We start from the raw sequence: 22,916 nt of genomic DNA on the forward strand, positions 1-22,916 counted from the left end.
GCCCGGATCCGCCGGAGTCGTCACCGGGCTCGCCAGAAGTACCGGGCTCCCCGAGCGCCGCCCGGTACTCCGCGTCCCGCCACAGCTCCTCGTGCGGTCCCACCGCCCGCAATCGCCCCCCGTCCAGCCACGCCACCGCGTCTGCGCGCGCTGCCGTGGCCGCGCGGTGGGCGATCAGGAGCCGGGTGCTGCCCGGACCGCCGCTCACCAGCGCCTCGGTGATGTGCGCCTCCGTCACCGTGTCGAGGCTGGAGAGGGCGTCGTCGAGGATCAGCAGCCGGCCGCCGTGGGCGAACGCCCGTGCTAGGCCCAGGCGTTGGGACTCGCCGCCGGAGCGCGGGGCGTCGGCGCACAGCGTGTCGTAGCCGTGGGGGAGACGGCGGACGAAGTCGTCCGCGCGGGCTGTCCGGGCGGCCTCGCGGATCCGGGCGGGGGAGGGGGACGGCAGGCCGAGGCCGATCGCGTCCTCGACCGTGCCGGTCAGCAGCGCGGGGCGTTCGAAGGCGTGGCCGACCGCGCGGCGCAATTCGTCGTGGGTCAGTTCGCGCAGCGGCACCCCGTCGAGGAGGACCTGTCCGGCGTCCGGGTCGGCGAGCCGCCCGGCGACCGCGGCGAGCAGCGACTTGCCCGCTCCCGACCGGCCGACCACCGCGAGTGTCGTCCCGCCGGGTACGACGAGGTCGACGCCGTCGAGCACGGCCCGCCCGCCGCGCCGGGCGGTCACCTGGCGCAGCTCCAGCCGGCCCGGGCCTGGAGGCAGCCGGCGCGGGCCGTAGGCGGGGGCGGGCTCGGTGAGGACCTCACCGAGGCGTCCGGCGGCCGCCCGGGCCCGGGCGAGCCCCGCGAGCTGTCCGACCAGCACGCCGACACCCGCCGCGAGAACCGCGTACCGCCAGGCGGCGAGCATGTCGCCCACCGACAGCCGGTGCCGGGTGAGCAGTACCCCGGCCACGGCCACGACCGCGAGCTGGAGCAGCGGGGCGACGGCGACGGCCTGGCCGGCCGCACGGCCCTGCACCTGCCACATGCGATGGCCCGCCCGGGCGAGTTCGGGCAGCGGCCGCAGGATCCGCGCGGTCTCCCGGTCCGCCGTACCGGCCGCCGCGATGGTGCGATGGCCGGCGACGGCCTCGGCCAGGGCGGACGCGATCCGCCCCTGTACCTCCTGGTAGTGCGTCACGCACCGCGAGGTGTCCCGGGACAGGGTCCGCAGGAGCAAGGCCAGCACCGGCGCTCCGGCGAGGAACACCGCCGCGAGCCACGGGTCGATCAGGGCCAGCGCCACGACGCCGCCGACCGGCCCGGCGAGCGCGGCGACCAGCGCGGCGCGTGCGGCGGGTGCGGTACCGGCCTGGGCGGCGTTGCCGACGAGGCGCGCCACGAGGTCGCCCGGCCCGAAGCGGGCGGCGGCCCGGGGGCCCACGTCCAGCACGTGCCGGGTCAGGTGCCGGCGCAGCCAGGCCGTGGTGCGGGCGTCGACCGTGCCGCCGAGCACGGTCTGACACGCGTCGAGCAGGGCGATCAGCAGGACCAGGCCGGCGCAGTACAGCACCCAGCGGGTCGCCGGGGTCTGGGCAAGCAGCTGGTCCAGGGCCCGGCCGAGTGCGGCCGGCAGCAGCAGGCCGGCGCCGGTCGCGGCCGTGCTCACCAGGCACAGGGCCACGCAGTGGGTGATGCTGTGCCGGGCGGCCGGTGCCGTCAGGCCCTTGTCGGCACAGGTGGTCATGCGGCCTCACATCCGGGGGTGGTGCACAGGGCCCCGGGCGGCCCTCCCGTGAGGGAGCGCACCGCCCGGGGCCACGGTTGCACGGTGCTCGTCAGAGACAGAGCGTGATGCTGGCCGCGCTGACGCAGGACAGCAGGCTCAGCGTGCTGTTGCCGCCGCCGCCGGTGTGCTCGTCGGACTCCATCGTCTGCAGGTCGAGAAGTGCCATCTCGTGTCCTTCCTCTAGGTCGTCCACCCGTGGGGACGGGGTTGGGTCACGACTCCGTCAGGTTGCGGAGCCGCGTTCTGTGGGCCGCCCGAGCGGCGGCAGGAACGGCAGGTGCGCGGTCGTCCGGTCGTCGAGGGCCGCGCCGAGCGCGAGCAGGCACCCTGCCGTTCCGGTGCCCAGGTCCATCGACAGCCGCATCATCTGGTGGCCCGGGAAGGCCAGTTGGCCCTGGTAGGACATCGCGTACCAGCCGAGCCCGGCGATCTGCTCGCCGAGCCGTGCGTCGCCGGCACCGGGCGTGCCGGTACGGGCGAGGTGCAGGATCATCCCGGCACGGCCCTGGAAGAGGCCGGGCTGCGCGTAGAAGCGGGAGGTGGCGGCGGTGAGTACGCCGGCGCGGGCCCGCTCCCACTCCCCGGTGTCGTCGGCGACGTGGGCGAGGTGGTCGTCGAGGACCATCCCGATGCCGGCGCTGCCGTCGCCGAGGTACGGCAGCGTCCGCCAGCCCTCGTCGACCTCCAGCGAGCCGCCCTCGCGGGTCACACAGTTCTCCAGGTCCCGGCGCAGCGCCCCGCCGGCCGCCGCCAGCAGCTCCGGCTCGCAGGTGTGCTCGTACTGCCGCAGCAGGAACAGCGCGGGCCCGGTCCAGCCCCGCAGGAGTCCGGCCCGGCGCCGGGACGTCGTGGGAGGTGGCTCCGCGAGTCGCCGTACGAGGATCCGAGCGGCCTCGGCGGCCCGTTCGGCGAGCTCCTTCTCGCCGGTGGTGTCGGCCAGGCCGCGCAGGACCAGGCCGAGTCCGGCCAGTCCGCCGTGCAGGTCGGAGGAGAGGTTCTGCCAGCGCTCCTTCAGGATCCCGTCGATCAGGTCGAGGGCGCGCTGCCGGTGGCCGAGCCGGTCCAGGACGTGGGCGACGCCCGCGAGACCGTCGTACAGGCCGAGCGAGGTGCCGATCGGGGCCGGCGCGGTGTGGTCGAGGAGCCAGCGTTCGCCCTCGTCGTACCTCTCGGCGCCGACCGCGTCCAGCGCGTACAGCACGCCGGCCGCGCCGTGCGCGAGTCCGAGGCCGCCGCCGTCGGAGAACTGGGTGATGTCGCCGGGGAAGAGCCGGTCGTCGCGCTCGGGGGTGGCCGAGGCGAGGAGCGCCTTGACCATGGAGTCGCGGCTGTAGGGCCAGTCGCCGGGCTCCACGAAGGAGACCGGGGGCGGCGACGGGCGCGCGGCCACGTCCCGCGTGATCTCCGTGACCGCCTCCTGCAGGAACTCCTTCGGTACGTCCGGGAACTGGCCGGCGATGACCTCCGCCAGGTGGGCCGCCTTGCCCCGGTCCACGACGAACAGCGTCGTGACGGGCAGGAAGAGGGCCAGGCGCAGGCAGGCCAGCGCATACCGGTCCACGTCGATGCCCGTACGGTCCGGCGGGGCGAAGAAGCCCGGATGGGCGACCACTTGCCGGCCCTGTTCCGAGACGGGGGCCGCTGCCTCGAAGTCGAGCAGGGACACCGACTCCTCGTCCGGGCCGACCATGATGTTGAAGACATGCAGGTCGTTGAAGACGATCCCGCGCGCGTGCACCGCTTCCACCGCCCGCTCCACCGCCTGGTGGATGCGCACCGCCCACGCCGAGTAGGCGGCGACCGCCTCCGGATCCGGGTCCGGGGTCAGCAGGGGGTGCCGCTCGGCGAAGAAGGAGTTGAGCGGCCGCCCCTCCAGGAAGTCCATGACCAGGAAACGGTGGTCGCCGAGCGTGAACCAGTCCCGCACCTCCGGCACCACACCGGTCCCGGACACCTGCTCCAGGGCGTACTTCTCCCGTTCGAGGCGGGTGATCGCGTCGGCTCCGTCGGAGGCCAGTCCCGCGTGCGGCCGCCCCTCCTTGAGGACGACCTTGCTGCCGTCCCGGAGGTCGGTGCCCGCGTACACCCCGCCGCCGTTGGAGAAGTGCAGTGCCTTCTCGATCCGGTACGGCAGCTCGCCCACCGTCGTGGTGTTCCGCGCCGCCAGATGCGGCTCCAGGAAGGCCGGCAGGGTGACCCACTCCGGCACCTGGAAGGAGGGTGCCCGCCGGTCCGGCACCAGTCGCCCCTCGCCGTCGCGCACCGCCGGCACGAGCGAGCCGCGGTCGTCGACGACGAAGGTGCGTGCGAAGGCGCCGTAGCGGACGTACAGCGGGCCGTCGTACCAGCGCAGGTCGGTGAGGATGTACGGCCCCTCGAAGCCCTTCAGGAGCCGGCCCAGCTCGCGCAGCACGTCGTGCAGCTGCTCCTCGTCGGCCGGGTAGACGGTGACGAACTTGCCGCTGGTGTCGCGACCCGCGTACTTGGTGTTGCGCAGGTGCAGCAGATGCGGGCCGGGCACGAACTTGAACGGGATGCGGCGCGGCACGCAGTAGTCCCACACGATCGCGGCGATCCTCTCCGCGTTCGCCCGGACGGCCGAAGCGTGGATCTTCCAGCCCTGGGCCGGACCCGCCACCCGTGAGCCGTCCGGGCCGAGCGGCGTGAGCGCCAGCCAGTCGCCGATCCGCGTCGCGTCCCAGCCCTCGGGCACCGCGCGCCGCGCCGTCTCGTACAGCGGTGCCGCTTCCTGTCCCTCCGCGGACAGCCGGTCCGGCGTCTCGTAGAAGTGTCTGTCGGCGAGTGCGTAGACCTCGTAGCGCTTGTCCATGCGTCCCCCTCCGTGGAACCGGCACTGAGCTTTCCAGTGAGCCCACGGCCACGGACAGTCACGTCTGTCACGAGATCGCCGTGCGGTACGCATGCGTAAAGACATGTTCGGGGAGTTTCGAGCGCGGACCGCCCGGTGACTCCACGGAACGGTCACAGGGGCTGCGCAGGTGCCCCATAAGCGTTGTAATGGCGGACGTGGTCAGTGAGGGCGCGGCGGGACGCGGAGCGAGAACGCTGCGTGCCGAAGCTGCCCTGACCTCGCTCACGGACGAACCGGGCTCACCGCAACGGCTGCACCACCTCCTCGAACTGGCGCTCGTTTTCGCGGGGGCGACCTTCGCCGCCGTGTACATCCCGGCCGAGGACGACGACCTGTTGTGCCTGATCGAATCCGCCGGCGTGCCCCGGACGCTGTACGGGCTGCGCGACACCTACGCCCGCTCCGGCCGCTCCCCGGTGGCCACCGCCCTGCGCGACGGCCGGCCGGTGGTGCTCGGCCCCGGAGAACTCGCCGCCTGCCCCGAGTCCCGGCGCGCGCTCTCGCAGGAGTTCCATCTGGCGGCCCTGCCCGCGCACGGCGACGGCGGCGGGGCCTGCCTGCTCGCCGTCAGCGAGGACACGGCCGGTTTCGGCACCGACGGCCGCAAGTGCCTCGAACTGATCGCCGGCGCCGTCGTCCGCCCGGCCCCCGCCGAGCGGACCGAGGGCGGCGACCTGGCCGCCGGTGCCTTCAGCCTCGCCATGGACACCGGCCGCGTCGAGGTCGGCGACGAGATCCTGGAACTGTTCGGCATCAGCGCCGACGCGTTCGACGGCAAGGTCGAGACCCTGCTCGGCCTCACCGTGCCGGAGGACCTTCCCTCGCTGATGTCGGTGGTGGAGGCCGACCACATGTCCATCGGCGACCGCGAGCTGGAGTTCCGCGTCCTGCAGCCCACCGGACCGCCCAGATGGCTCAGGCTGCGCGGTCGCCTCCTGCCCGGCGGCGACGGCCGCCCGGTACGGCTCGTGGGCACCGTCGGCGACGCCACCACGCTGCGCTCCGACGTCACCGACGTGGCCCGCGTCCAGCGCCTGGCCGCCGTCCTCGCCATCGCGGGCACGGTCCGCGACGTCAGTCACGCCGTCGTCGCCGCGCTGCGCGCACCGCTGCGGGCCGACCGGATCGCCCTCGCCGAACTGGAGGGCGACCGGCTCGTCGTCACCGTCCTCGACCCGCCCGAACCGGAGGACTGGCCCGAGCTGTGGCGCCTGGAATGGCGCTCCGAATGGCCCGACGCACCCGTGCGCGCCATGCCGACCCTCGCCGCCGCGCTGCGCGAGGGCCGCGCGCAGATCTGGCCCGCCGGCACCGCCCTGGAGCCCGCCCTCGCCGAGGTCGGCCCCGGCGGCCTCGCCGTACTGCCGCTACCCGGAGTGGGCCGGATGGCGGGCGCCTGTCTCATCGGCTGGGACACCCCGCACGACTTCGGCACCGACGAGCGTGCCCTGCTGACCGCCTCCGCGGGCCTCGCCGGACAGGCCCTGATGCGCGCCCACGCCTTCGACGCCGAGCACGAACTCGTCGGCATGCTCCAGCGCCAGCTGCTGCCGCGCCGCCTGCCCAGACTGCCCGGCGCGGTGGCCGTCGCCCGCTACCTGCCGAGCACGGCGGGCCTCGAGCTCGGCGGCGACTGGTACGACGTGATCCCCCTGCCGGACAATCACGTCGCCCTCGTCATCGGCGACGTCCAGGGCCACAGCGCGGCCGCCGCCACCCTCATGGGCCAGATGCGCACCGCCCTGCGCGCCTACGCCGTCGAGGGCCACCCCCCGGACGTGGTCGTCTCGCACGCCAACCGCCTCCTGATGGACCTGGAGACCGACCTCTTCGCCACCTGCGCCTACGTCGACGTCGACCTGGAGGAGGGCTCCGCCTGGTACGTGCGCGCCGGACACCTCCCGCCGGTGCTGCGTCACCCGGACGGCAGCACCGAGATCCCCGAGGCGGACGGCGGCCCACCGCTCGGCGTGGTGAGGCAGGGCGAGTTCCCGATGAGCCCGCTCAGGCTGCAGTCGGGCACCGTCCTTGCCCTGACCACGGACGGTCTGGTCGAGTCCCACGATGCCGACATCGACGAGGGCATGGACCGCTTCGCCCACGGGCTGGCCGTCTCCGACCCCGGCCACCTCGGCCTCGTCGCCGACGCCCTGCTCGGCAACGCCCGCCGCAGCGACGACGTCGCCCTGCTCCTGCTGCGCTACGACGGCATGGCCTCCCGCCCGCAGCGCGAGGCCTGGACGGTGTGGCGCGTCCCCCAGGCCGTCGGGCAGGCCCGCCGCTTCACCCGCCGCACCCTGCGAGCCTGGGGCATCCCGGCGCACGCCATGGACGCCGTCCTGCTCGTCGTCTCCGAACTCGTCACCAACGCCCTGGTCCACACCGACGGCCGGGTCCGTCTCGACCTCACCCTCGTCAACCACCGGCTGCGCGTCGCCGTCACCGACTCCTCCGCGCGCACCCCCGTCAAGCCCACCAGCATCGGCTGGGAGGCCACCGGCGGCCGCGGCATCCTCCTCGTCGAGGCCATGTCGGCGACGTGGGGAACCGTGCCGGTCAGCGGCGGCAAGCAGGTCTGGAGCGAGATCTCCCTGGAGGGGTACGACGTCGCGCCGACCGGGGTACCCGGGGCCCAGAACCCCGAGCAGAGAGGCATGCCATGACCCAGCACGTCAGCGACATCATGACCAGCGCGCCGGTCACCGTGGAACCGCAGACGTCCGTGACGGCGGTGGCCCGGATCATGCGCGACCAGGACCTCGGAGCCGTCATCGTCACGGACGGGGACGAGCTGCGCGGCCTGGTCACCGACCGCGACCTCGTGGTGCGCTCGCTCGCCGAGGGCGGCGACCCCGAACAGACCACCGTCGTCGACGCCTGCAGCGGCGACCTGGTCACCCTGACCCCCGAGGACGACGTGGACCACGCCGTCGAGCTCATGCGCGAGCACGCGGTACGCCGTCTCCCGGTCGTCGAGGGCGGCCGCCCCGTCGGCATCGTCGCCCTCGACGACCTGGCGATGGAACGCGACCCCGAGTCGGCCCTGGGCGACATCAGCGCGGCCCGGCCCAACACCTGAGGACGACAGCCCGAACGGAAGTGCGAAATCGGTGCCTGAGAAGGGGGGCGCCGGTTTCACCGCACCGTCTCGGGGGACTCGGTGGCGCAGCTCGGAAGGACGGAGCGCCCGGCCCCGGAGCGGGCCGGGAGCAGGACCGGACGCAGAAGGAAGATGAAGTGCCGTGACCGCGCAGACCAGTGAGAAACCCGCTGCCCGCAGGCCCGAGACGGGCTGGTCGAGGGCCCGCCGCCTGCGCGACGGACGTGCCCTGCGGACGTGCCTGCCCGCCGTGGCGGACGAGAGCACCCAGCGCGCCGCGCGGCCGGACGGCGAGGGGAACATCTTCAGGGGTGAGGACTGACCGTCCCACACGGGCCGTGACGCCAGGGCCAGGTGTTCGCCACGGTCCGTTCCGCCGGGCTATGGTGACGCAGATGAAGGCTCTCGTGTCGTCCGGCGGCGCCGGTACACGGTTGAGGCCGATCACGCACACGTCGGCCGAACAGCTGGTGCCCGTTGCCAACAAAACTGTGCTGTTCCACGGCCCGCAGGCCCGGATCCGCCTCGCGCCCCCACCAGCGGCCGCCCCCTCCGGAACCCTGGTCGGCGACTCCCACGTCGGAGATCGCAGCGAGGTGCAGATCCACCCATGAACCTCCTCGTCACCGGCGCCGCCGGGTTCATCGAGCCGGCCCACCTCCGCATGCCGCGCGCAGACGAAGCGTCCGACGCGGCCCGGACCGCCGCGCTCGACAGGCTCGCCCGCGCAGTCACCCTCGCCCTTCCCGAACTCGGCCTTCCCCGGCTGGAGTTCGTGCAGGGCGACATCCACGAGGCCGGACCCGTCGACGAACCGACGGCCGAAGCCGCCCGGATCGCACCCTTGGCCACCCAGTCGCAGACCGATCGCTCGATCGCACGTGCGAACAACTTCGTCCTCCGGTCGGATGCCTGCGGCGCCGACCGGAACCGCGTCGACCGGTTCAAGGTCCGCACCGAACTCGGCCACCGCGGGTGGAAGCCCCTGAAGCGACACACGCAGGGCCTGGCATGAGGCGGCCGGTCACCGAAGCGGGCGGCACCCCCGGACCCGACTCCGCCCGTACGACGACCCCGTTCGCACCCCGCCGCGACGCGGGCGGTTCCCCGCCCGCCCCCAGCTCCGGCGAGGCCACCTGGTACGACCCGGCCCGTGAGGTGTTCCGCCTCCTCGGCGCCGGCCCCGACCGGGTACGCCCCGTCGGTGGCGAGGCCCTTCCCCGGCCCGCCCCCCGCCCCACCCCGAATGAAGCCCCTCCACGGATCCGCAAGGAGTCCCCTGCGTGAAACGCCATGAGTTCCTGCGGGAGCTGCACAAGGTCAGCGCCAACCGCAACTACCTCGAGATCGGGGTAAACGACGGACGCAGTCTTGCCCTCTCCCGCGTCCCCAGCATCGCGATCGACCCCGCGTTCAAGGTGGTCACCGAGATCCGGTGCGACGTCCACCTGGTGAAGGCCACCAGCGACGACTTCTTCGCCCGGCCCAACCCGATCGGGCACCTCAAGGGCGGCCGTCACCCGATGCGCAACCTGCGCCGGGGCCGCAGCCCGATCGGCTACTGGCGGCGCACCACCCTCGACCTGTCGTTCATCGACGGCATGCACCTGTTCGAGTACGCGCTGCGCGACTTCATGAACGTGGAGAAGCACTCCGACTGGTCGAGCGTGATCGTCCTCGACGACATGCTGCCCCGCAACATCGACGAGGCCGCCCGCGACCGGCACACCGGCGCCTGGACCGGGGACGTCTACAAGGTCGCCGAGATCCTCCGCCGCTACCGCCCCGACCTGGTCACCGTCTTCGTCGACACCCAGCCCACCGGTCAGCTCGTCGTGTTCGGCGCCGACCCGGACAACAGGGTCCTGGACGACAAGTACGACGAGATCATGGCCGAGTTCGACGTGCCGGACCCGCAGAAGGTGCCCGAGGCGATCCTGGAACGGGTCCAGGCGGTGCCGCCGAAGGCTCTGGTGGAAGCCCCCTTCTGGGGCCCGCTGGCCAAGGCCCGCAACCTCGGTGTCAGCCGCTCCCGCGGCTGGGAGCCGCTGCGCACGGCCCTGGAGAAGGTCACCGGCACTCGCTGACCCCCCGGGCCGCGCCGGCCCTCACAGAACACGGAGCGGGTCCGGGACCACCACAGTGGTCCCGGACCCGCTCCGCGTTGGCGAGCGCCGGCGCCGCGTGGCGGCGCACGCACGTCTCACGTCACGCCCGCCAGGCTCTGACCTTGGCCGCGGCCTTCCTCCGGATCCGTCCGAGCAGCGGCCGCGCCGTGCGCGCCAGCCGCTCCACGACACCGGGCCCGGGCGGGTGCACCACCTGCACTCCGCCCGCCCCGACCCGCAGGGCCGGTGACAGGGAGAGGAAGCGGGGCACGCCGGCAACCGGGGCCGGGCACAGGGCGACCTGCCAGGTCGTGCCCTTGAGGTCGCCGACCGGCAGCGCGGCCTCCAGCAGCGCGCCGGAGCCGTCCGGGGACGGCGACAGCGTGCCGGGGACGTCGCGGGAGGCCGAGCCGGTGAGCCGCAGCAGCACATCGGCGTCGCCGGGGACGTACAGCGGCAGGGGCGCGTGCAGCCGGCCGTCGGTGACGGTGACGTCCTTGGCGGGCACGCCGGCGAGGCCCAGCCGCTTGTCCGCGCTGTCGACGGACAGGGCGAGACCGGCGTGCGGGTCGGTCCAGTACGGCAGTACGACCCGGCCGGCCACCACACCGCCGAGCGCGGCCGTCCGGTGCCCGCGGGGGGCCGGACGGACCGGCCCGAGGCGGCAGTCCTTGGTCCAGCCGCCCAGTTTGACCCGGACGTAGAAGTCCCACAGCCCGGCGTTCACGGGAGCGCCGTCGGCCGCGGCGGCGGGGTCGACGACGGCCGTGACGCGTAGCACCAGCTGGACCTGGTCGCCCTCCTTCACCGGGATGATCTCCCGGGTGATCTCGCCCGGCTGGAAGTACTGGGCGGAGGTGGCGCGTTCACGCAGCAGCAGGTCCGCCGTGGCCGTCCCGAACCGGGTGACGCTGTCGGCGGCCACCCGGGCGACCGCCTCGGCGACGTCCCGCGGCGGACCGGAGGGCGGGGTACCGGCCGGGTCGGCCGGGAACGTCATCGGTTCGCCGCCGACCGTGTACTCGACGGCGAAGTCGACGCGCAGTGTCCCGTCCTCCCACCGCACGCCGGCGGGCTCGGCCTTGAGGGCGACGGAGGCCTCCCACTCGGCGAACGCCACCACGTCGTCGTAGCGGTCGGCGGCGATCAGCGCGGCGACGATCTGCTGCGTCGGCTGGAGCCCCGCCGCGACACCCGGCCCGAAGCGCTCGACGACGACCCCGTGGATCTCGTCGAAGAGCTCCCTGCGGTAGTCCGCGGGCAGCTTGAGCAGCCGTCGGCCGCGCATCCGCTCGACCATCTCGTTGCGCAGCCAGCGCCGCAGCAGCCGGTCACGCACCGGTCCCGGCTCGGTGTACTGCTCGACGACGTCGAGGGCCTCGCGGAGGTTCTTGAAGTACCCGCCCGGATCGAAGCGCTGGAAGCCGGCGTTGGACGCGTCGTCCCGCCTGACGTGGTAGTAGCAGACGTAGTCGCTGAGCACGGAGACGTTGTCCGCGCGCAGATACGCCTCGGTGACGAAGACGTGGTCCTCGAGCCGCCGCCTGCCCTCCGGGAAGCGCAGCCCGATGTCGTCGAGGAACTTCCGGCGGAACATCTTGTGCGGGGTGAGGCTGTCGATCAGCGGGGCGTTCGCCACGCTCGCGCGCGGGTGGTTGCGGCGGAACAGCTCCACCGGCACCGGCCGGCCCTTGCCGGCCATCTTGCCGACGACGACGTCGGCGCCGTTGGCCACCCCGTAGTCGTACATCCGCTCGAGGGCCTCGTCCCCGAGGTAGTCGTCGTTGTCGACGAACATGACGTACTCGCCCTGGGCTGCGGCGATCCCCACGTTTCGGGGCTTGCCCGACCAACCTGAGTTCTCCTGGTGGACGACCGCGACCCGGGGGTTCGCCGCGGCGACCTCGTCGAGTCGGGCGGGCGTGCCGTCGGTGGAACCGTCGTCGACGAAGATCACTTCGTATTCGTCGGGAGGCAGTGACTGCCTCAGCAACGAAGCGATGCAGTCCTCGATGTAGGTCCCCGGGTTGTAGACGGGAACGATGACGCTGACCTTCACCGGCATCGGGCTCCGGGCCCCCTCAGTTCGCTTGCCGTGGGTGATGTCGCTGGTACGCGTTGGCAGATGCTAACGCCACCGAGCCCTTTGTCCATCGTCGGCCCACCGGCGGGGACACGCGGCGTGTCCCGTCGGCGGGGGCCCGGCGGGCCTGCGGATGCCGTCACCCCGGCGCGGGTAATCTGGCGCGGTGCGCCTGCTGTTGATGTCCGACACCCACCTGCCGCGACGCGCCAAGGAGCTCCCCGCGCCGCTGCTGGCCGAACTCCCGCGCGCGGACGTCGTGTTCCACGCCGGGGACTGGGTGGACACCGCCACCCTCGACCTGCTGGAGGCCCGCAGCGCCAGGCTCGTCGCCGTGTACGGCAACAACGACGGGCCGGAGCTGCGCGCCCGGCTCCCGGAGGTGGCGTACGCCGAACTCGACGGCCTGCGTTTCGCCGTCGTCCACGAGACGGGTGCCGCCCAGGGCCGTGAGACCCGCTGTGCCGCCCGCTTCCCCGACGCCGACGTCCTGGTCTTCGGGCACAGCCACATTCCCTGGGACACCACCGCGCCCACCGGCCTGCGCCTGCTCAACCCCGGCTCGCCGACCGATCGCCGCCGCCAGCCCCACTGCACCTACATGACCGCGACGGTGGCCGACGGCCGTCTCACGGACGTACGGCTGCACCGTCTGCCCCCGCGGTAGGAAGGGGGCACCGAACGCGCTCACTTCCCGAAGTGGCCTGCACCGCATATTCGTTGGACGTCCGGGGCCTGGCCCCGGTCAACTGGACGGCGTGCTGATCGACACCGCCCTCGTACGCCGCCTGCTCGCCGCCCAGTTCCCGCAGTGGGCGCACCTGCCCGTCGCCCCCGTGGAGCGGTCCGGCATGGACAACGCCACCTTCCGGCTCGGCACCGGTCTGTCGGTGCGGCTGCCGCGCTACGCCCACTGGGTGGGCCAGGTGGAGCGCGAACACCGTTGGCTGCCGCACCTCGCACCGCGGCTGCCGCTGCCCGTCTCCGAGCCGGTCGCCAAGGGCGAACCCGGCGAGGGCTACCCGTACCCCTGGTCGGTGTACCGCTGGCTGGAGGGGGACACGGCGACGACGGAGGCACTGGCCGACCCCGTCCGGGCGGCTCGTGATCTCGCCGGGTTCCTCAGGGCCCTCCGGCCGATCGACGCCACGGGCGGGCCGGGTCCCGAGCAGAGCAACGCGTTCCGCGGGGTGCCGATGGGCGACCCACGGGATTCGGTGGCCGAGGATTCACTCGTACGAGTCAAGATCGAAGCTCTGAAGAAGGCACGCCTGGTCGACACGGACGCGGTGACGGAGGTGTGGGAGGCGGCCCTCGCCGCCCCCGCGTGGGACCGGCCGCCGGTGTGGATCCACGGCGACCTCGACGCGGGGAACCTGCTGACCGTGGACGGCAGGCTCAGCGCCGTCATCGACTTCGGGACGCTGGCCGTGGCCGACCCGGCGGTGGATCTGCTGCCCGCCTGGAAGTTCCTGCCCGCCCGGGCACGGGACGCCTTCCGGGAGGCGGTCGACCTCGACGACGCGACCTGGGCGCGCGGGCGGGGCTGGGCGGTGGCCGGGTCGCTGCCGGTGCCGGACGACCCGTTCTTCCAGGCGGACCCCGCACGGGTGACGGCGGCGCTGCGTCACCTCGAGGCGGTCGTCGAGGACCACCGCCGGCACGGTTCCTGACGACCGAAGCGCCCGCCAGGAGTCACCGACGGGGACCGGGTCTAGGGCCCGCCGGATGGATCGCTCCCGCCGTCGCCGTCAGTGGGGCGCCGCTGCCGCCCCAGCGCAGCGCGACGATCTCCGCGGCGACGGACACCGCGACCTCCTCCGGGGTACGGGCCCCGAGGTCGAGGCCCACGGGGGAGCGCAGCCGGGACAGCTCGCCCGCCGCGAGGCCGGCCTCCGTCAGCCGTCGCAGCCGGTCGTCGTGGGTGCGACGGCTGCCCATCGCCCCGATGTACGCGGCCGGCCGGCGCAGTGCCTCCTCCAGCAGCGGCACGTCGAACTTCGGGTCGTGGGTGAGGACGCAGATCACCGTGCGGTCGTCGGTGCCGGTGCCCCTGAGATAGCGGTGCGGCCAGTCCACGACCACCTCGACGCCCTCCGGGAAGCGCTTGGGGGTGGCGAAGACCGGGCGGGCGTCGCACACCGTGACCCGGTAGCCGAGGAAGTCGCCGATGCGGGCGACGGCGGCCGCGTAGTCGATCGCACCGAACACCAGCATGCGCGGCGGAGGCGCGAAGGAGTGCAGGAAGACGGTGACCGCGTCCTCGCGGCGTTCGCCGTGGGGGCCGTAGTGCCGCAGGCCCGTCGTGCCGAGGGCGAGTTCCCCGCGCGCGTCGGCCGTGACCGCCGCGTCCAGGCCCGATGTGCCGAGCGTGCCGGCCACCCCGTCCGGCCACACCGCGAGGGTGGCTCCGCGCGGCGCCGGCCCGTCGGTGACCGTGGCCACGGTGACCGGGCGGCCGTCGGCGACCGACTCGGCGACCGCGCCGAAGGACGGGTCCGACCGCGGGGTGACGGGCCGGACCAGCACGGTGATCTCGCCGCCGCAGGTGAGCCCGACCGCGAAGGCGTCCGCGTCGCTGTACCCGAAGGTCTCCAGGCGGGCCTCCCCGCTCGCCACCACCTCCTGGGCGAGCTCGAAGACCGCCCCCTCGACGCAGCCGCCGGACACGCTGCCCACGACCTCGTCGGCCGGACCCACGGCCATGGCCGCACCGGGATCGCGCGGCGTGCTGCGGCTGACCGCCACCACCGTGGCCAGGCCGAACGGTGCACGGGCCGCGTACCAGCCGCTCACCACCGGAAGAATGTCACGCACGGTTCCGCTCCTTCCACGCAAGCCACGTGGGCTCCTGGCACCCGCGTCGCGTGGCCACTGGTCGAGCGTTAATCCGTTGCCCCGGTGGCCCTGGACCTGCTGCACTTCAAGTGAACCTCGTCCCGGCCTCACCGCACGATTCAGGAGAAGCAATGCGCGCACCGCTCATGTCCGCCCCGGAAGGAATCACCCCCTCTTCAAAGGACATGACGCTCCGTGCACTTGCTCAACCTCGGCATCCTCGCGCACGTCGACGCGGGTAAGACCAGCCTGACCGAGCGGCTGCTGCACTCGGTCGGTGTGATCGACGAGATCGGCCGTGTCGACGACGGGAACACGCAGACCGACACGCTCGCGCTGGAGCGCCGGCGCGGCATCACCATCAAGTCCGCCGTCGTCTCCTTCGCGATCGACGACGTGACCGTCAACCTCATCGACACCCCCGGCCACCCCGACTTCATCGCCGAGGTGGAGCGGGTCCTCGGCGTCCTCGACGGCGCCGTGCTCGTCGTCTCGGCGGTCGAGGGCGTCCAGGCCCAGACCCGGGTCCTGATGCGGACCCTGCAGCGCCTGCGCATCCCCACACTCGTCTTCGTCAACAAGATCGACCGACGGGGCGCCGGGTACGAGGGCGTGCTGCGGGCGGTCGCCGAACGGCTCACGCCCTCCGCCGTACCGATGGGCACCGCCGCCGGGCTCGGCACGCCGGGCGCCCGTTTCACCCCCGGCCTCGGCCCGGCCGCGCTCGACGTCCTGGCCGACCACGACGACGACCTGCTGTCCGCCTATGTCGAGGGCACCGTCTCCGAAGCCCGGCTGCGTGCCGCGCTCGCCGACGGGACCCGGCAGGCCCTGGTCCACCCGGTGTACTTCGGCTCCGCCGTCACGGGCGCGGGCGTCGGCGAACTGATCGGTGGCATCAAGGAGTTGCTGCCCGCCGCGGGCGGCGACCCCGACGGCCCGCTGTCCGGCACCGTCTTCAAGGTCGAACGGGGCCCGGCGGGGGAGAAGGTGGCGTACGCGCGGATCTTCTCCGGAAGCCTGCGCATCCGTGACCGGATCACCTTCGGCGACGCCCGTGAGGACGGCAGGATCACCGCGATCAGCGTCTTCGACCACGGCACCGACGTCCGCCGGGACACGGTCTGCGCGGGCCGCATCGCCAAGCTCCGGGGCCTCGCCGACGTCAGGATCGGCGACGCCCTCGGCGAACCCCGCAAGGCGTACGGCCACTTCTTCGCCCCGCCGACCCTGGAGACGGTCGTCGTCCCCGGCCCGGGCACGGACGGCAGAGCCCTTCATCTCGCGCTCGTTCAACTGGCCGAACAGGACCCGCTGATCGGCCTGCGGCACGACGAGGTACGGCGGGAGACCTCCGTGTCCCTGTACGGCGAGGTGCAGAAGGAGGTCATCCAGGCCACCCTCGCCGACGAGTTCGGACTCGACGTCACCTTCCGCGAGACCACGCCGCTGTGCGTCGAGAGGCCGGCCGGGACCGGGGCGGCGGCCGAGTTCATCAAGAAGGACGCCAACCCCTTCCTCGCCACCGTCGGCCTGCGCGTCGACCCGGCGCCGCCCGGGACGGGAGTCGGCTTCCGGCTGGAGGTGGAACTCGGCTCCATGCCGTACGCCTTCTTCAAGGCCGTCGAGGACACCGTGCGCGGCACCCTCGGACAGGGTCTGCACGGCTGGCAGGTCACCGACTGCACGGTCACGTTGACCCACTGCGGCTACTGGCCGCGGCAGAGCCACTCCCACCAGGGTTTCGACAAGAGCATGTCCAGCACCGGGGCCGACTTCCGGGGGCTGACCCCGCTGGTCCTCGTGGAGGCGCTCAGGCGGGCGGGCAGCCAGGTGTACGAGCCGATGCACCGCTTCCGCGCCGAGGCCCCGGCGGACACCCTGGGGGCGCTGCTTCCGGTGCTGACCGCCCTGCGGGCCGTCCCGCAGACCACCGAGACGCGGGATGAGACCTGTGTTCTGGAGGGTGTCGTTCCGGCGGACCGGGTACACGCACTGGAGCAGCGGCTTCCGGGGCTCACCCGGGGTGAGGGGGAACTGGAGAGCGCCTTCGACCACTACGCGCCTGTCACACACGGCACGGTGCCGCGCAGGCCGCGCACGGACAACAACCCGCTGCACCGCAAGGAGTACCTGCTGAACGTGACACGTCGGGTGGGCGGGTGAGGTTCCGGTCGCCGAGGCGGGTGCGAGAAGTTGACACTTACTCAGCAGTCAGATGTGTTGACGTTGTCAGGAAATCACCGGACTGTAATGGACATGCCGAATATACGCGCGCGTCTGCTCGTTGTTCTGGTGGTCCTCTCCGGATTCCTGACGGCGACGGGCGTGAGACCCGCCACCGCCGAAGCCCTCCCCGACTCCCTCTGGTTCGACGACACCCCCGTCACCGTGCAGGACGGCCGCTTCACCGACGGCCTCGGCCGCGAGGTCGTCCTGCGCGGCTACAACGTCTCCGGCGAGACCAAACTGGCCGAGAACAACGGCCTGCCCTTCGCCTCCGTCGCCGACGCGAAGAAGTCCGCGACCGCGCTGCGCGCCCTCGGCGGCGGCAACACGGTCCGCTTCCTGCTCTCCTGGGCCTACGCCGAACCCGTGCGCGGCCAGGTCAGTACGGCCTACCTGGCCGCCGCCACCGACCAGATGCGCGCGTTCCTGGACGCCGGGATCCGCGTCTACCCCGACTTCCACCAGGACCTCTACTCCCGCCACCTCTTCGACTCCGACAGCTGGTACACGGGCGACGGCGCCCCCAAGTGGGCCGTGGACGCCGGGAACTACCCGGACGAGAACTGCGGGATCTGCCTGTTCTGGGGTCAGAACATCACCCAGAACGAGGCCGTGAAGCAGGCGTCGTACGACTTCTGGCACAACGCGTACGGCCTCCAGGACGCGTTCCTCACCACCGCCCAGAAGACGATGGCGTACGTCAAACAGCACGTCGGCGCCGCCCAGTTCGCCGGCATCGTCGGCTTCGATCCCTACAACGAGCCGCACGCCGGCGTGTACGACTCCGGGCAGACCAGCCGGGCCTGGGAGCGCGACGTGCTGTGGCCCTTCTACGAGAAGTTCCGCGCCCGCATGGACACGGCCGGCTGGCAGGACAAGCCCGCCTTCGTCGAGCCGAACCTGTTCTGGAACGCCAACATCAGCTTCCAGAAGCAGGAGGGCGGACTCCTCGACGCCGGGACCCTCGGCCCGGACTACGTGTTCAACACCCACTTCTACGACCAGAAGGCCATCTCCGGGATCTTCATGCCGGGCAAGGCCGGGGACGGTCAGTACTCGACCGACTTCGGGACGGTCCGCGACCGCGCCGCGGCCACCGACACGGCCGGAATCATCAGCGAGTTCGGCCACCCCCTGGCGGGCAACGTCTCCGACAAGGCGCCCACCGTCCTCAAGGCGATGTACCAGGCCCTCGACTCCCGCCTGCCGGGCGCGAGTTGGTGGTCGAACCCGACGGCGTCCGGCCCGGTCCTGTCCGGTTCGCAGTGGCAGTGGGACATCTACAACGGACGTCACCGCGAGCTGATGAACAACAACCCCGACAAGGTGCTGACCACCGGCGACGCCTGGAACGACGAGGACCTGTCGGCCGTACGCCTGAACGACTCGGGAACGGCCGTACTGCGCCAGGACGCCCGGCTCCTCGACCGCCTCTACCCGAGCGCCACCGCCGGGACGACCGTCGCCTTCACCTATGAGGACCGCTCCCGCGACGGCTCCACGACCCTGACCTGGAACCCGGTACCGAGCTCACTGCCGAACGTCTCCCGGCTGGTGGGCTCCGGACAGTACGGGCTGCTGCTGTGGCGCTCCGACGGCACCTCGGCGCCCACCGAACTGCACCTCCCGGCATCCTTCCCCACCTCCACCACCACGGTCGTCTCCGACCTGGGCACCTCCTACGGCCCGCCGGCGTACACCCGGACGACCCCGGTCGCGGCGGCCGCGGAACCGGGCGCCACGGGCAGCCGCCGCCTCCTGCTCACCGCTCCCGACAACGGGGTCCTGCACTACGCGCTGGTGACCAACGGGGCGACCTCGCCCCCGGCGGACCTGCTCGCCGCGGCCCGGTCCGAGCTTTCGGCATGGGCGGCACAGCGCGTGCGCTGACCGCGTTCGACCCTTCCCCTCGCGTCGGGGTCCAGGCCGAACCCCGACGCGAGGGAAGGTGCGTGAGCTGCTGCTCCGGAGGCAGGTCGCGTCCTTGGCCGGAGAGTGGTGGTGCGCACGCTGCACCACCACGACAAGGCCGGCCGGCTTACGCCGGGCGAGGCGGGCATGAGGTTGGTTGCCCTCACCGCCCTCGCTGTCGGCCACCACGGCTCCGCGCGGCCGGCACCTGGCCGAGGGCGTCGGCGCATCGCCGGTCGGCGCCTGCCTCCAGCCCACCGCACCGCCCCACCGCACCGCCCCGGCCCGCGCCTCCTCGGTTCGCCGCGCAGCGCACGGCGGAGCGAGGGCGGAACGGGCCGGGGCGGTCAAAAACACTTGCCCGGCTGACGGGTGGGTAGCCTCAGGAGGCCGTGCCCGTCCAGCCGGCGGTCACGTGGCCGAGGCGTACGCGCTGCGGGTGGTCGCCCACCGGGACGGACACCGTCTTCCTGCCGGTGGCGAAGTCGATCGCCGTGACCTGGTCGGCGCCGCTCTCGGAGACGACACAGCTCTTGCCGTCACCGCTGACGGTCGCCCAGTAGGGCTTGGCGACGGGGACGAGCGGGCCCTCCTGGAGCGTGGCGCGGTCCACGACCGTCGCGTAGTCGTCCATCGTGCCCGCCACGCACAGCTTGGAGCCGTCCGGCTTCATCGAAATGCCGTGGTGGCGCGAGTCGTTGACGAACGTGGTGCGGTCGTCACTGGTCGCCGGGTTCTTCGGCAGGGTCTTGGTCCGGGTGATCTTGTCGGTGGCGATGTCGTACTCGAAGAAGCCGTTGAAGAACGACACCTGGAAGTACAGCTTGGACTCGTCGGGCGAGAAGACGGCCGGCCGGACCGCGTCGGAGTGGTCCTTCAGACCGATCGCGTCCAGCCGCTGCCGCATGTCGATGACCTTGACCCGCTTGTACGTGGTCGCGTCGACGACGGTGATGAGCCGGTTGCCCTTCGTCCAGTCCAGCCACGGCGCGTCGGTCGCCGTGTTCACGTCGCCGATGGACATATTCCAGATGTACTTGCCGTCGTTGCTGAAGATGTTCTCGTGCGGCTTGTCGCCGGTGGCGAAGGAGCCGAGCTGCTTGCCGGTCACGATGTCCAGCACGTGCACGGTGTTCCCGGTCGACGCGGACACCGCGACCCGCCTGCCGTCGGGGGAGACGGCCATGTGGTCCGAACGGTAACCCGACACGGGGAAACGCCAGTTGATGTTCCCGGTGGCCAGGTCGATCGAGACGACGTCGGCGAAGCTCGGCCGCGAGACCACCACCGACCTGCCGTCCGGGGTGGAGTACATGTCGTCGACGAACTGGTCGTGGCCCTCGCCGACGCTGTTGCGGATGGTCATGAAGGCGATCCACCGGATCGGATCGGCGTTGATCTCCGCCATCCGCTGGTCCTTGTCGGGAATCACGTTGATCCGGCCGACCTTCGCGAAGTCCCCGGTCGACTTGATGACGTCGGCGGTGCCCTCCCAGTTGTTGCCCACGAACATCACCTCGCGCAGGGCCGCGGCCGAGGAGTCCGAGGCGGCGCCGGCGACGGTCGCGGGGGCGGTGACGGTCAGGACGAGGGCGGCGGCCATGGAGCAAAGGTGCCTGGATCTGAAAGCAGGCATGAGTGCTCTCTCCTCTGGGGTGGGCGGGTGCCGGGACGCGGCGATGATTCTGAACACGACTGCATTCAGAGTTGACTTACTCGAAAGTAAGGAAGGGGTGGCCTTCTCGACAAGACCGCGTACACGACAAACTTGGTGTCCCAGGACGGGGCGAGGCAGCGGGGAGGCACGGTGGCGGGCAGACTCAGGGCGCCGAGCGGCCGTTACGGCGGCAAGTCGGCCGAGGAACGGCAGGCCGAGCGGCGCCGCCGCTTCCTGGACGCCGCACTCCAGCTCTTCGGCGGCGTCCCCGGATACCGGGCCACGACCGTCGCCGCGCTCAGCGAGGCCGCCGGGCTGTCCACGCGCCAGTTCTACGAGGAGTTCCGCACCCTGGAGGACGTCCTCGCCGCTCTCCACCTCCAGGTCAACGACTGGGCCGAGGGGGCCGTCGTCGCGGCGGTCGCCGACGCGCAGCACCTGCCCATCGCCGAACGCGCCGCCGCCCTCTTCCGCGCCTACGCCGCGAACGTCACCGCCGACCCGCGTCGCGTCCGCATCACCTTCGTCGAGATCATCGGCGTCAGCGCGCGCCTGGAGGAACAGCGCCTGGCCCGCCGTGCCCGGTGGGTCGACCTGGTCTGCGCCGAGGCGGAGGCGTCCGCCGCGCGGGGAGAGGCGGCGCCCCGCGACTACCGGCTCGCCGCGACCGCGTTCATCGGCAGCGTCAACGGCCTGCTGCACGACTGGAGCGCGGGGTGGGTGGAGGCCACGCTCGACGAGGTGGTCGACGAGCTGGTCGGACAGTTGCTGGGAATCCTGCGGCCGCCGGGGTGGGTGCCGGGGGCCGGCTAGGGGTGGGCGCGTGTGTGGTGGAACGGCGGCTGTCGGCCCATTCGCCGCGGGGCGGGTCCGGCATGGGAGCGCCGGGGCGGACGGCGTCCGCAACCCGGTTGCCTGCGGTCGGCCGGACCGGCCGGACCGGCCGGACCAGTCGGACCGGCTCAGCGTCGGCGCGATGCACCACCGGCGGGACCCTCATCCGAGCGTGGCGTGCCTCGTCGTTCGGCCGGTGCGCGTGGGTGGCTGCCTCGTCGTTCGGCCGGTGCGCGTGTGTGGCTGCCCTTGCCGGTCGGCCGGTGCGCGTCTGAGCCTGTCTAAGTCTTCAGCCGGTTCACCGCCTCCAGCACCGGCGTGACCCCGTCCTCGCTCCGGATGCGTGCCCCCAGCGCCCGCGCCCGCTCCCCGTGTCCGGGATCCCGGGTGGCCCGTACGAGCGCAGTGGCCAGCGTGTCGGACGTCAGGCGGCGCAGCGGCAGGGCGCGGGGGGCCACGCCCAGGCCGACCAGTCGTGCCGCCCAGAATCCCTCGTCGAACTGGACCGGTACCGGAACGGCCGGTACTCCTGCCCGCAGCCCGGCCGCGGTGGTGCCCGCGCCCGCGTGGTGGACGACGGCCGCCATCCGCGGGAAGAGCAGGGAGTGCGGGACCTCGTCAATGGTCAGCATGTCGTCGCCGGAAGCCTCCAGTCCGGCCCAGCCCCGCTGGATCACCCCGCGCAGCCCGGCCGCCCGCAGGGCGCGCACGATCTCGGCGCCGAGCCGCCGTGGATCGGGCACGGTCGCGCTGCCCAGCCCGACGAAGACCGGCGGAGGTCCGGCGTCGACGAAGTCCTCCAGCCGGGCCGGCAGCCGGTCCGTGCCGTCGTACGGCCACCAGTAGCCGGCCACCTCGAGGCCCGCCCGCCAGTCGCGCGGCCGGGCGACGACCAGCGGGCTGAAGCCGTGCAGGACCGGCCGGCCCTGCCGCTCCCGGGACCACGGCCCCGCCGTGGTCCGGGACCGGGGCATACCCAGCCGGGCCCGCAGGGGTGGTACGGCCGTTGCGAAGACATGCTCGAGGGCCAGGCTCACGCCCACCCCGGCGACGCGGTTGCCGACGGAGCCCCAGGAGCCGACGCCCAGCATCGGCGGCGCGAACTCCCGGGTGGGGGAGAGGGGTTGGAGGTGGACGCCGATGCTCGGCAGGGAGAGCCCCTCGGCGATGGTGTGCCCCAGCGGGCCGAGAGAGGCGGCCACGAGCAGGGCGTCGCTCGTGCGGGCCGCGGCCACCAGGTCGTCGGTCATCCGACCGGCCAGCGCCCGCGCCATCGCGGCCACCCGCACCAGCTTTCCGACGCCGGACGCGCTGCGGTGCAGCCCCTGCCCACGCGAGGACTCCAGCTCTGCCCGTGGGTCCACCGGCAGTGGATGGAACCGCAGCCCGGCCCGCGCCGCGAGCGGCTCGAACCGGGCGTGGGTGACCAGGGTGACCTCGTGTCCGGCACGGGCCAGACCGTGCCCCAGGCCGGTGTAGGGGGCCACGTCACCCCGGGATCCCGCTGTCATGATGG

The 22,916-nt window shown here is 72.8% G+C and carries 17 protein-coding genes and 2 pseudogenes; 12 read left to right on the forward strand and 7 right to left on the reverse strand.

Annotated features, from left to right (window positions below):
- The 3 genes from ACZ5XS_RS07920 to lanKC form a co-directional block, all read right to left on the reverse strand.
- Positions 1 to 1,726: ABC transporter ATP-binding protein (locus ACZ5XS_RS07920; protein WP_468648858.1), on the reverse strand; the 1,726-nt coding region annotated here is incomplete at its 3' end.
- Between the two features lie 91 nt (positions 1,727 to 1,817).
- Positions 1,818 to 1,934, reverse strand: coding sequence for a SapB/AmfS family lanthipeptide (locus ACZ5XS_RS07925; RefSeq protein ID WP_383862910.1), 117 nt, complete (start codon positions 1,932 to 1,934; stop codon positions 1,818 to 1,820).
- Between the two features lie 57 nt (positions 1,935 to 1,991).
- Complete coding sequence (gene lanKC, locus ACZ5XS_RS07930) at positions 1,992 to 4,598, reverse strand: class III lanthionine synthetase LanKC (RefSeq protein WP_468648860.1); 2,607 nt, start codon at positions 4,596 to 4,598, stop codon at positions 1,992 to 1,994.
- Positions 4,599 to 4,786: 188 nt separating this feature from the next.
- Between lanKC and ACZ5XS_RS07935 the strand changes: the two genes are divergently transcribed.
- From ACZ5XS_RS07935 to ACZ5XS_RS07965, 7 genes and pseudogenes are all read left to right on the forward strand, one after another.
- Entirely contained in the window at positions 4,787 to 7,303 is a 2,517-nt protein-coding gene (locus tag ACZ5XS_RS07935) for a SpoIIE family protein phosphatase (protein WP_468648862.1), read from the forward strand.
- Positions 7,300 to 7,719, forward strand: coding sequence for a CBS domain-containing protein (locus tag ACZ5XS_RS07940; RefSeq protein ID WP_468648864.1), 420 nt, complete (start codon positions 7,300 to 7,302; stop codon positions 7,717 to 7,719). Before ACZ5XS_RS07935 ends, ACZ5XS_RS07940 begins: the two co-directional genes overlap by 4 nt.
- 163 nt (positions 7,720 to 7,882) lie before the next feature.
- Positions 7,883 to 8,062, forward strand: coding sequence for a hypothetical protein (locus tag ACZ5XS_RS07945; protein WP_468648865.1), 180 nt, complete (start codon positions 7,883 to 7,885; stop codon positions 8,060 to 8,062).
- 73 nt (positions 8,063 to 8,135) lie between these two features.
- A pseudogene (locus ACZ5XS_RS07950) lies at positions 8,136 to 8,250 on the forward strand (sugar phosphate nucleotidyltransferase); the annotation flags it as partial.
- A 100-nt stretch (positions 8,251 to 8,350) separates the two neighbouring features.
- Complete coding sequence (locus ACZ5XS_RS07955; RefSeq protein ID WP_468648867.1) at positions 8,351 to 8,755, forward strand: hypothetical protein; 405 nt, start codon at positions 8,351 to 8,353, stop codon at positions 8,753 to 8,755.
- Positions 8,756 to 8,859: 104 nt separating this feature from the next.
- Positions 8,860 to 9,027 (forward strand): annotated as a pseudogene (locus ACZ5XS_RS07960) (dTDP-4-dehydrorhamnose reductase); the annotation flags it as partial.
- The gene (locus tag ACZ5XS_RS07965) at positions 9,024 to 9,827 is read left to right on the forward strand and encodes a class I SAM-dependent methyltransferase (RefSeq protein ID WP_468648869.1); all 804 of its coding nucleotides are present in this window, start codon (positions 9,024 to 9,026) and stop codon (positions 9,825 to 9,827) included. The pseudogene ACZ5XS_RS07960 and the gene ACZ5XS_RS07965, both read left to right, overlap by 4 nt.
- A gap of 121 nt (positions 9,828 to 9,948) precedes the next feature.
- On the opposite strand, the gene ACZ5XS_RS07970 is transcribed toward ACZ5XS_RS07965, so the two are convergent.
- Positions 9,949 to 11,913 carry a glycosyltransferase family 2 protein gene (locus ACZ5XS_RS07970; protein ID WP_468648870.1) on the reverse strand — a complete coding sequence of 655 codons (1,965 nt, stop codon included), beginning with the start codon at positions 11,911 to 11,913 and terminating at the stop codon, positions 9,949 to 9,951.
- Between the two features lie 184 nt (positions 11,914 to 12,097).
- Between ACZ5XS_RS07970 and ACZ5XS_RS07975 the strand changes: the two genes are divergently transcribed.
- Positions 12,098 to 12,598 (forward strand): metallophosphoesterase family protein, encoded by a 501-nt coding sequence (locus ACZ5XS_RS07975; protein WP_468648872.1) that lies wholly within the window; start codon positions 12,098 to 12,100, stop codon positions 12,596 to 12,598.
- Positions 12,599 to 12,689: 91 nt separating this feature from the next.
- The gene (locus tag ACZ5XS_RS07980; RefSeq protein ID WP_468648874.1) at positions 12,690 to 13,604 is read left to right on the forward strand and encodes an aminoglycoside phosphotransferase family protein; all 915 of its coding nucleotides are present in this window, start codon (positions 12,690 to 12,692) and stop codon (positions 13,602 to 13,604) included.
- A 22-nt stretch (positions 13,605 to 13,626) separates the two neighbouring features.
- Here the strand turns inward: ACZ5XS_RS07980 and ACZ5XS_RS07985 are convergent, their stop codons facing one another.
- A complete protein-coding gene (locus tag ACZ5XS_RS07985) occupies positions 13,627 to 14,748 on the reverse strand; it encodes an XdhC family protein (RefSeq protein WP_468648876.1) in 1,122 nt (373 codons plus the stop codon).
- A 216-nt stretch (positions 14,749 to 14,964) separates the two neighbouring features.
- Between ACZ5XS_RS07985 and ACZ5XS_RS07990 the strand changes: the two genes are divergently transcribed.
- Positions 14,965 to 16,935 carry a GTP-binding protein gene (locus tag ACZ5XS_RS07990; RefSeq protein ID WP_468648878.1) on the forward strand — a complete coding sequence of 657 codons (1,971 nt, stop codon included), beginning with the start codon at positions 14,965 to 14,967 and terminating at the stop codon, positions 16,933 to 16,935.
- A 93-nt stretch (positions 16,936 to 17,028) separates the two neighbouring features.
- Positions 17,029 to 18,888: an endoglycosylceramidase gene (locus tag ACZ5XS_RS07995; RefSeq protein ID WP_468648880.1), complete on the forward strand. Its 1,860-nt coding sequence runs from the start codon at positions 17,029 to 17,031 to the stop codon at positions 18,886 to 18,888.
- Positions 18,889 to 19,291: 403 nt separating this feature from the next.
- Here the strand turns inward: ACZ5XS_RS07995 and ACZ5XS_RS08000 are convergent, their stop codons facing one another.
- Positions 19,292 to 20,545 (reverse strand): YncE family protein, encoded by a 1,254-nt coding sequence (locus ACZ5XS_RS08000; protein WP_468648882.1) that lies wholly within the window; start codon positions 20,543 to 20,545, stop codon positions 19,292 to 19,294.
- 171 nt (positions 20,546 to 20,716) lie between these two features.
- Between ACZ5XS_RS08000 and ACZ5XS_RS08005 the strand changes: the two genes are divergently transcribed.
- The gene (locus ACZ5XS_RS08005; protein ID WP_468648884.1) at positions 20,717 to 21,379 is read left to right on the forward strand and encodes a TetR/AcrR family transcriptional regulator; all 663 of its coding nucleotides are present in this window, start codon (positions 20,717 to 20,719) and stop codon (positions 21,377 to 21,379) included.
- Positions 21,380 to 21,681: 302 nt separating this feature from the next.
- Here ACZ5XS_RS08005 and ACZ5XS_RS08010 read toward each other — a convergent pair whose 3' ends face one another.
- Positions 21,682 to 22,911 (reverse strand): glycosyltransferase, encoded by a 1,230-nt coding sequence (locus tag ACZ5XS_RS08010; protein WP_468649136.1) that lies wholly within the window; start codon positions 22,909 to 22,911, stop codon positions 21,682 to 21,684.
- Positions 22,912 to 22,916 lie beyond the last annotated feature (5 nt).

It is taken from the genome of Streptomyces sp. NPDC033131 (assembly GCF_055578365.1).

What these genes read in the sequence shown, in the direction of transcription:
- ACZ5XS_RS07995 (WP_468648880.1), top strand. Translation starts at nt 17,029, where the DNA reads ATGCCGAATATACGCGCGCGTCTGCTCGTTGTTCTGGTGGTCCTCTCC.
- ACZ5XS_RS08000 (WP_468648882.1), bottom strand. Translation starts at nt 20,545, where the DNA reads ATGCCTGCTTTCAGATCCAGGCACCTTTGCTCCATGGCCGCCGCCCTC.
- ACZ5XS_RS07955 (WP_468648867.1), top strand. Translation starts at nt 8,351, where the DNA reads ATGAACCTCCTCGTCACCGGCGCCGCCGGGTTCATCGAGCCGGCCCAC.
- ACZ5XS_RS07935 (WP_468648862.1), top strand. Translation starts at nt 4,787, where the DNA reads ATGGCGGACGTGGTCAGTGAGGGCGCGGCGGGACGCGGAGCGAGAACG.
- ACZ5XS_RS07925 (WP_383862910.1), bottom strand. Translation starts at nt 1,934, where the DNA reads ATGGCACTTCTCGACCTGCAGACGATGGAGTCCGACGAGCACACCGGC.
- ACZ5XS_RS07970 (WP_468648870.1), bottom strand. Translation starts at nt 11,913, where the DNA reads ATGCCGGTGAAGGTCAGCGTCATCGTTCCCGTCTACAACCCGGGGACC.
- ACZ5XS_RS08010 (WP_468649136.1), bottom strand. Translation starts at nt 22,911, where the DNA reads ATGACAGCGGGATCCCGGGGTGACGTGGCCCCCTACACCGGCCTGGGG.
- ACZ5XS_RS07940 (WP_468648864.1), top strand. Translation starts at nt 7,300, where the DNA reads ATGACCCAGCACGTCAGCGACATCATGACCAGCGCGCCGGTCACCGTG.
- lanKC (WP_468648860.1), bottom strand. Translation starts at nt 4,598, where the DNA reads ATGGACAAGCGCTACGAGGTCTACGCACTCGCCGACAGACACTTCTAC.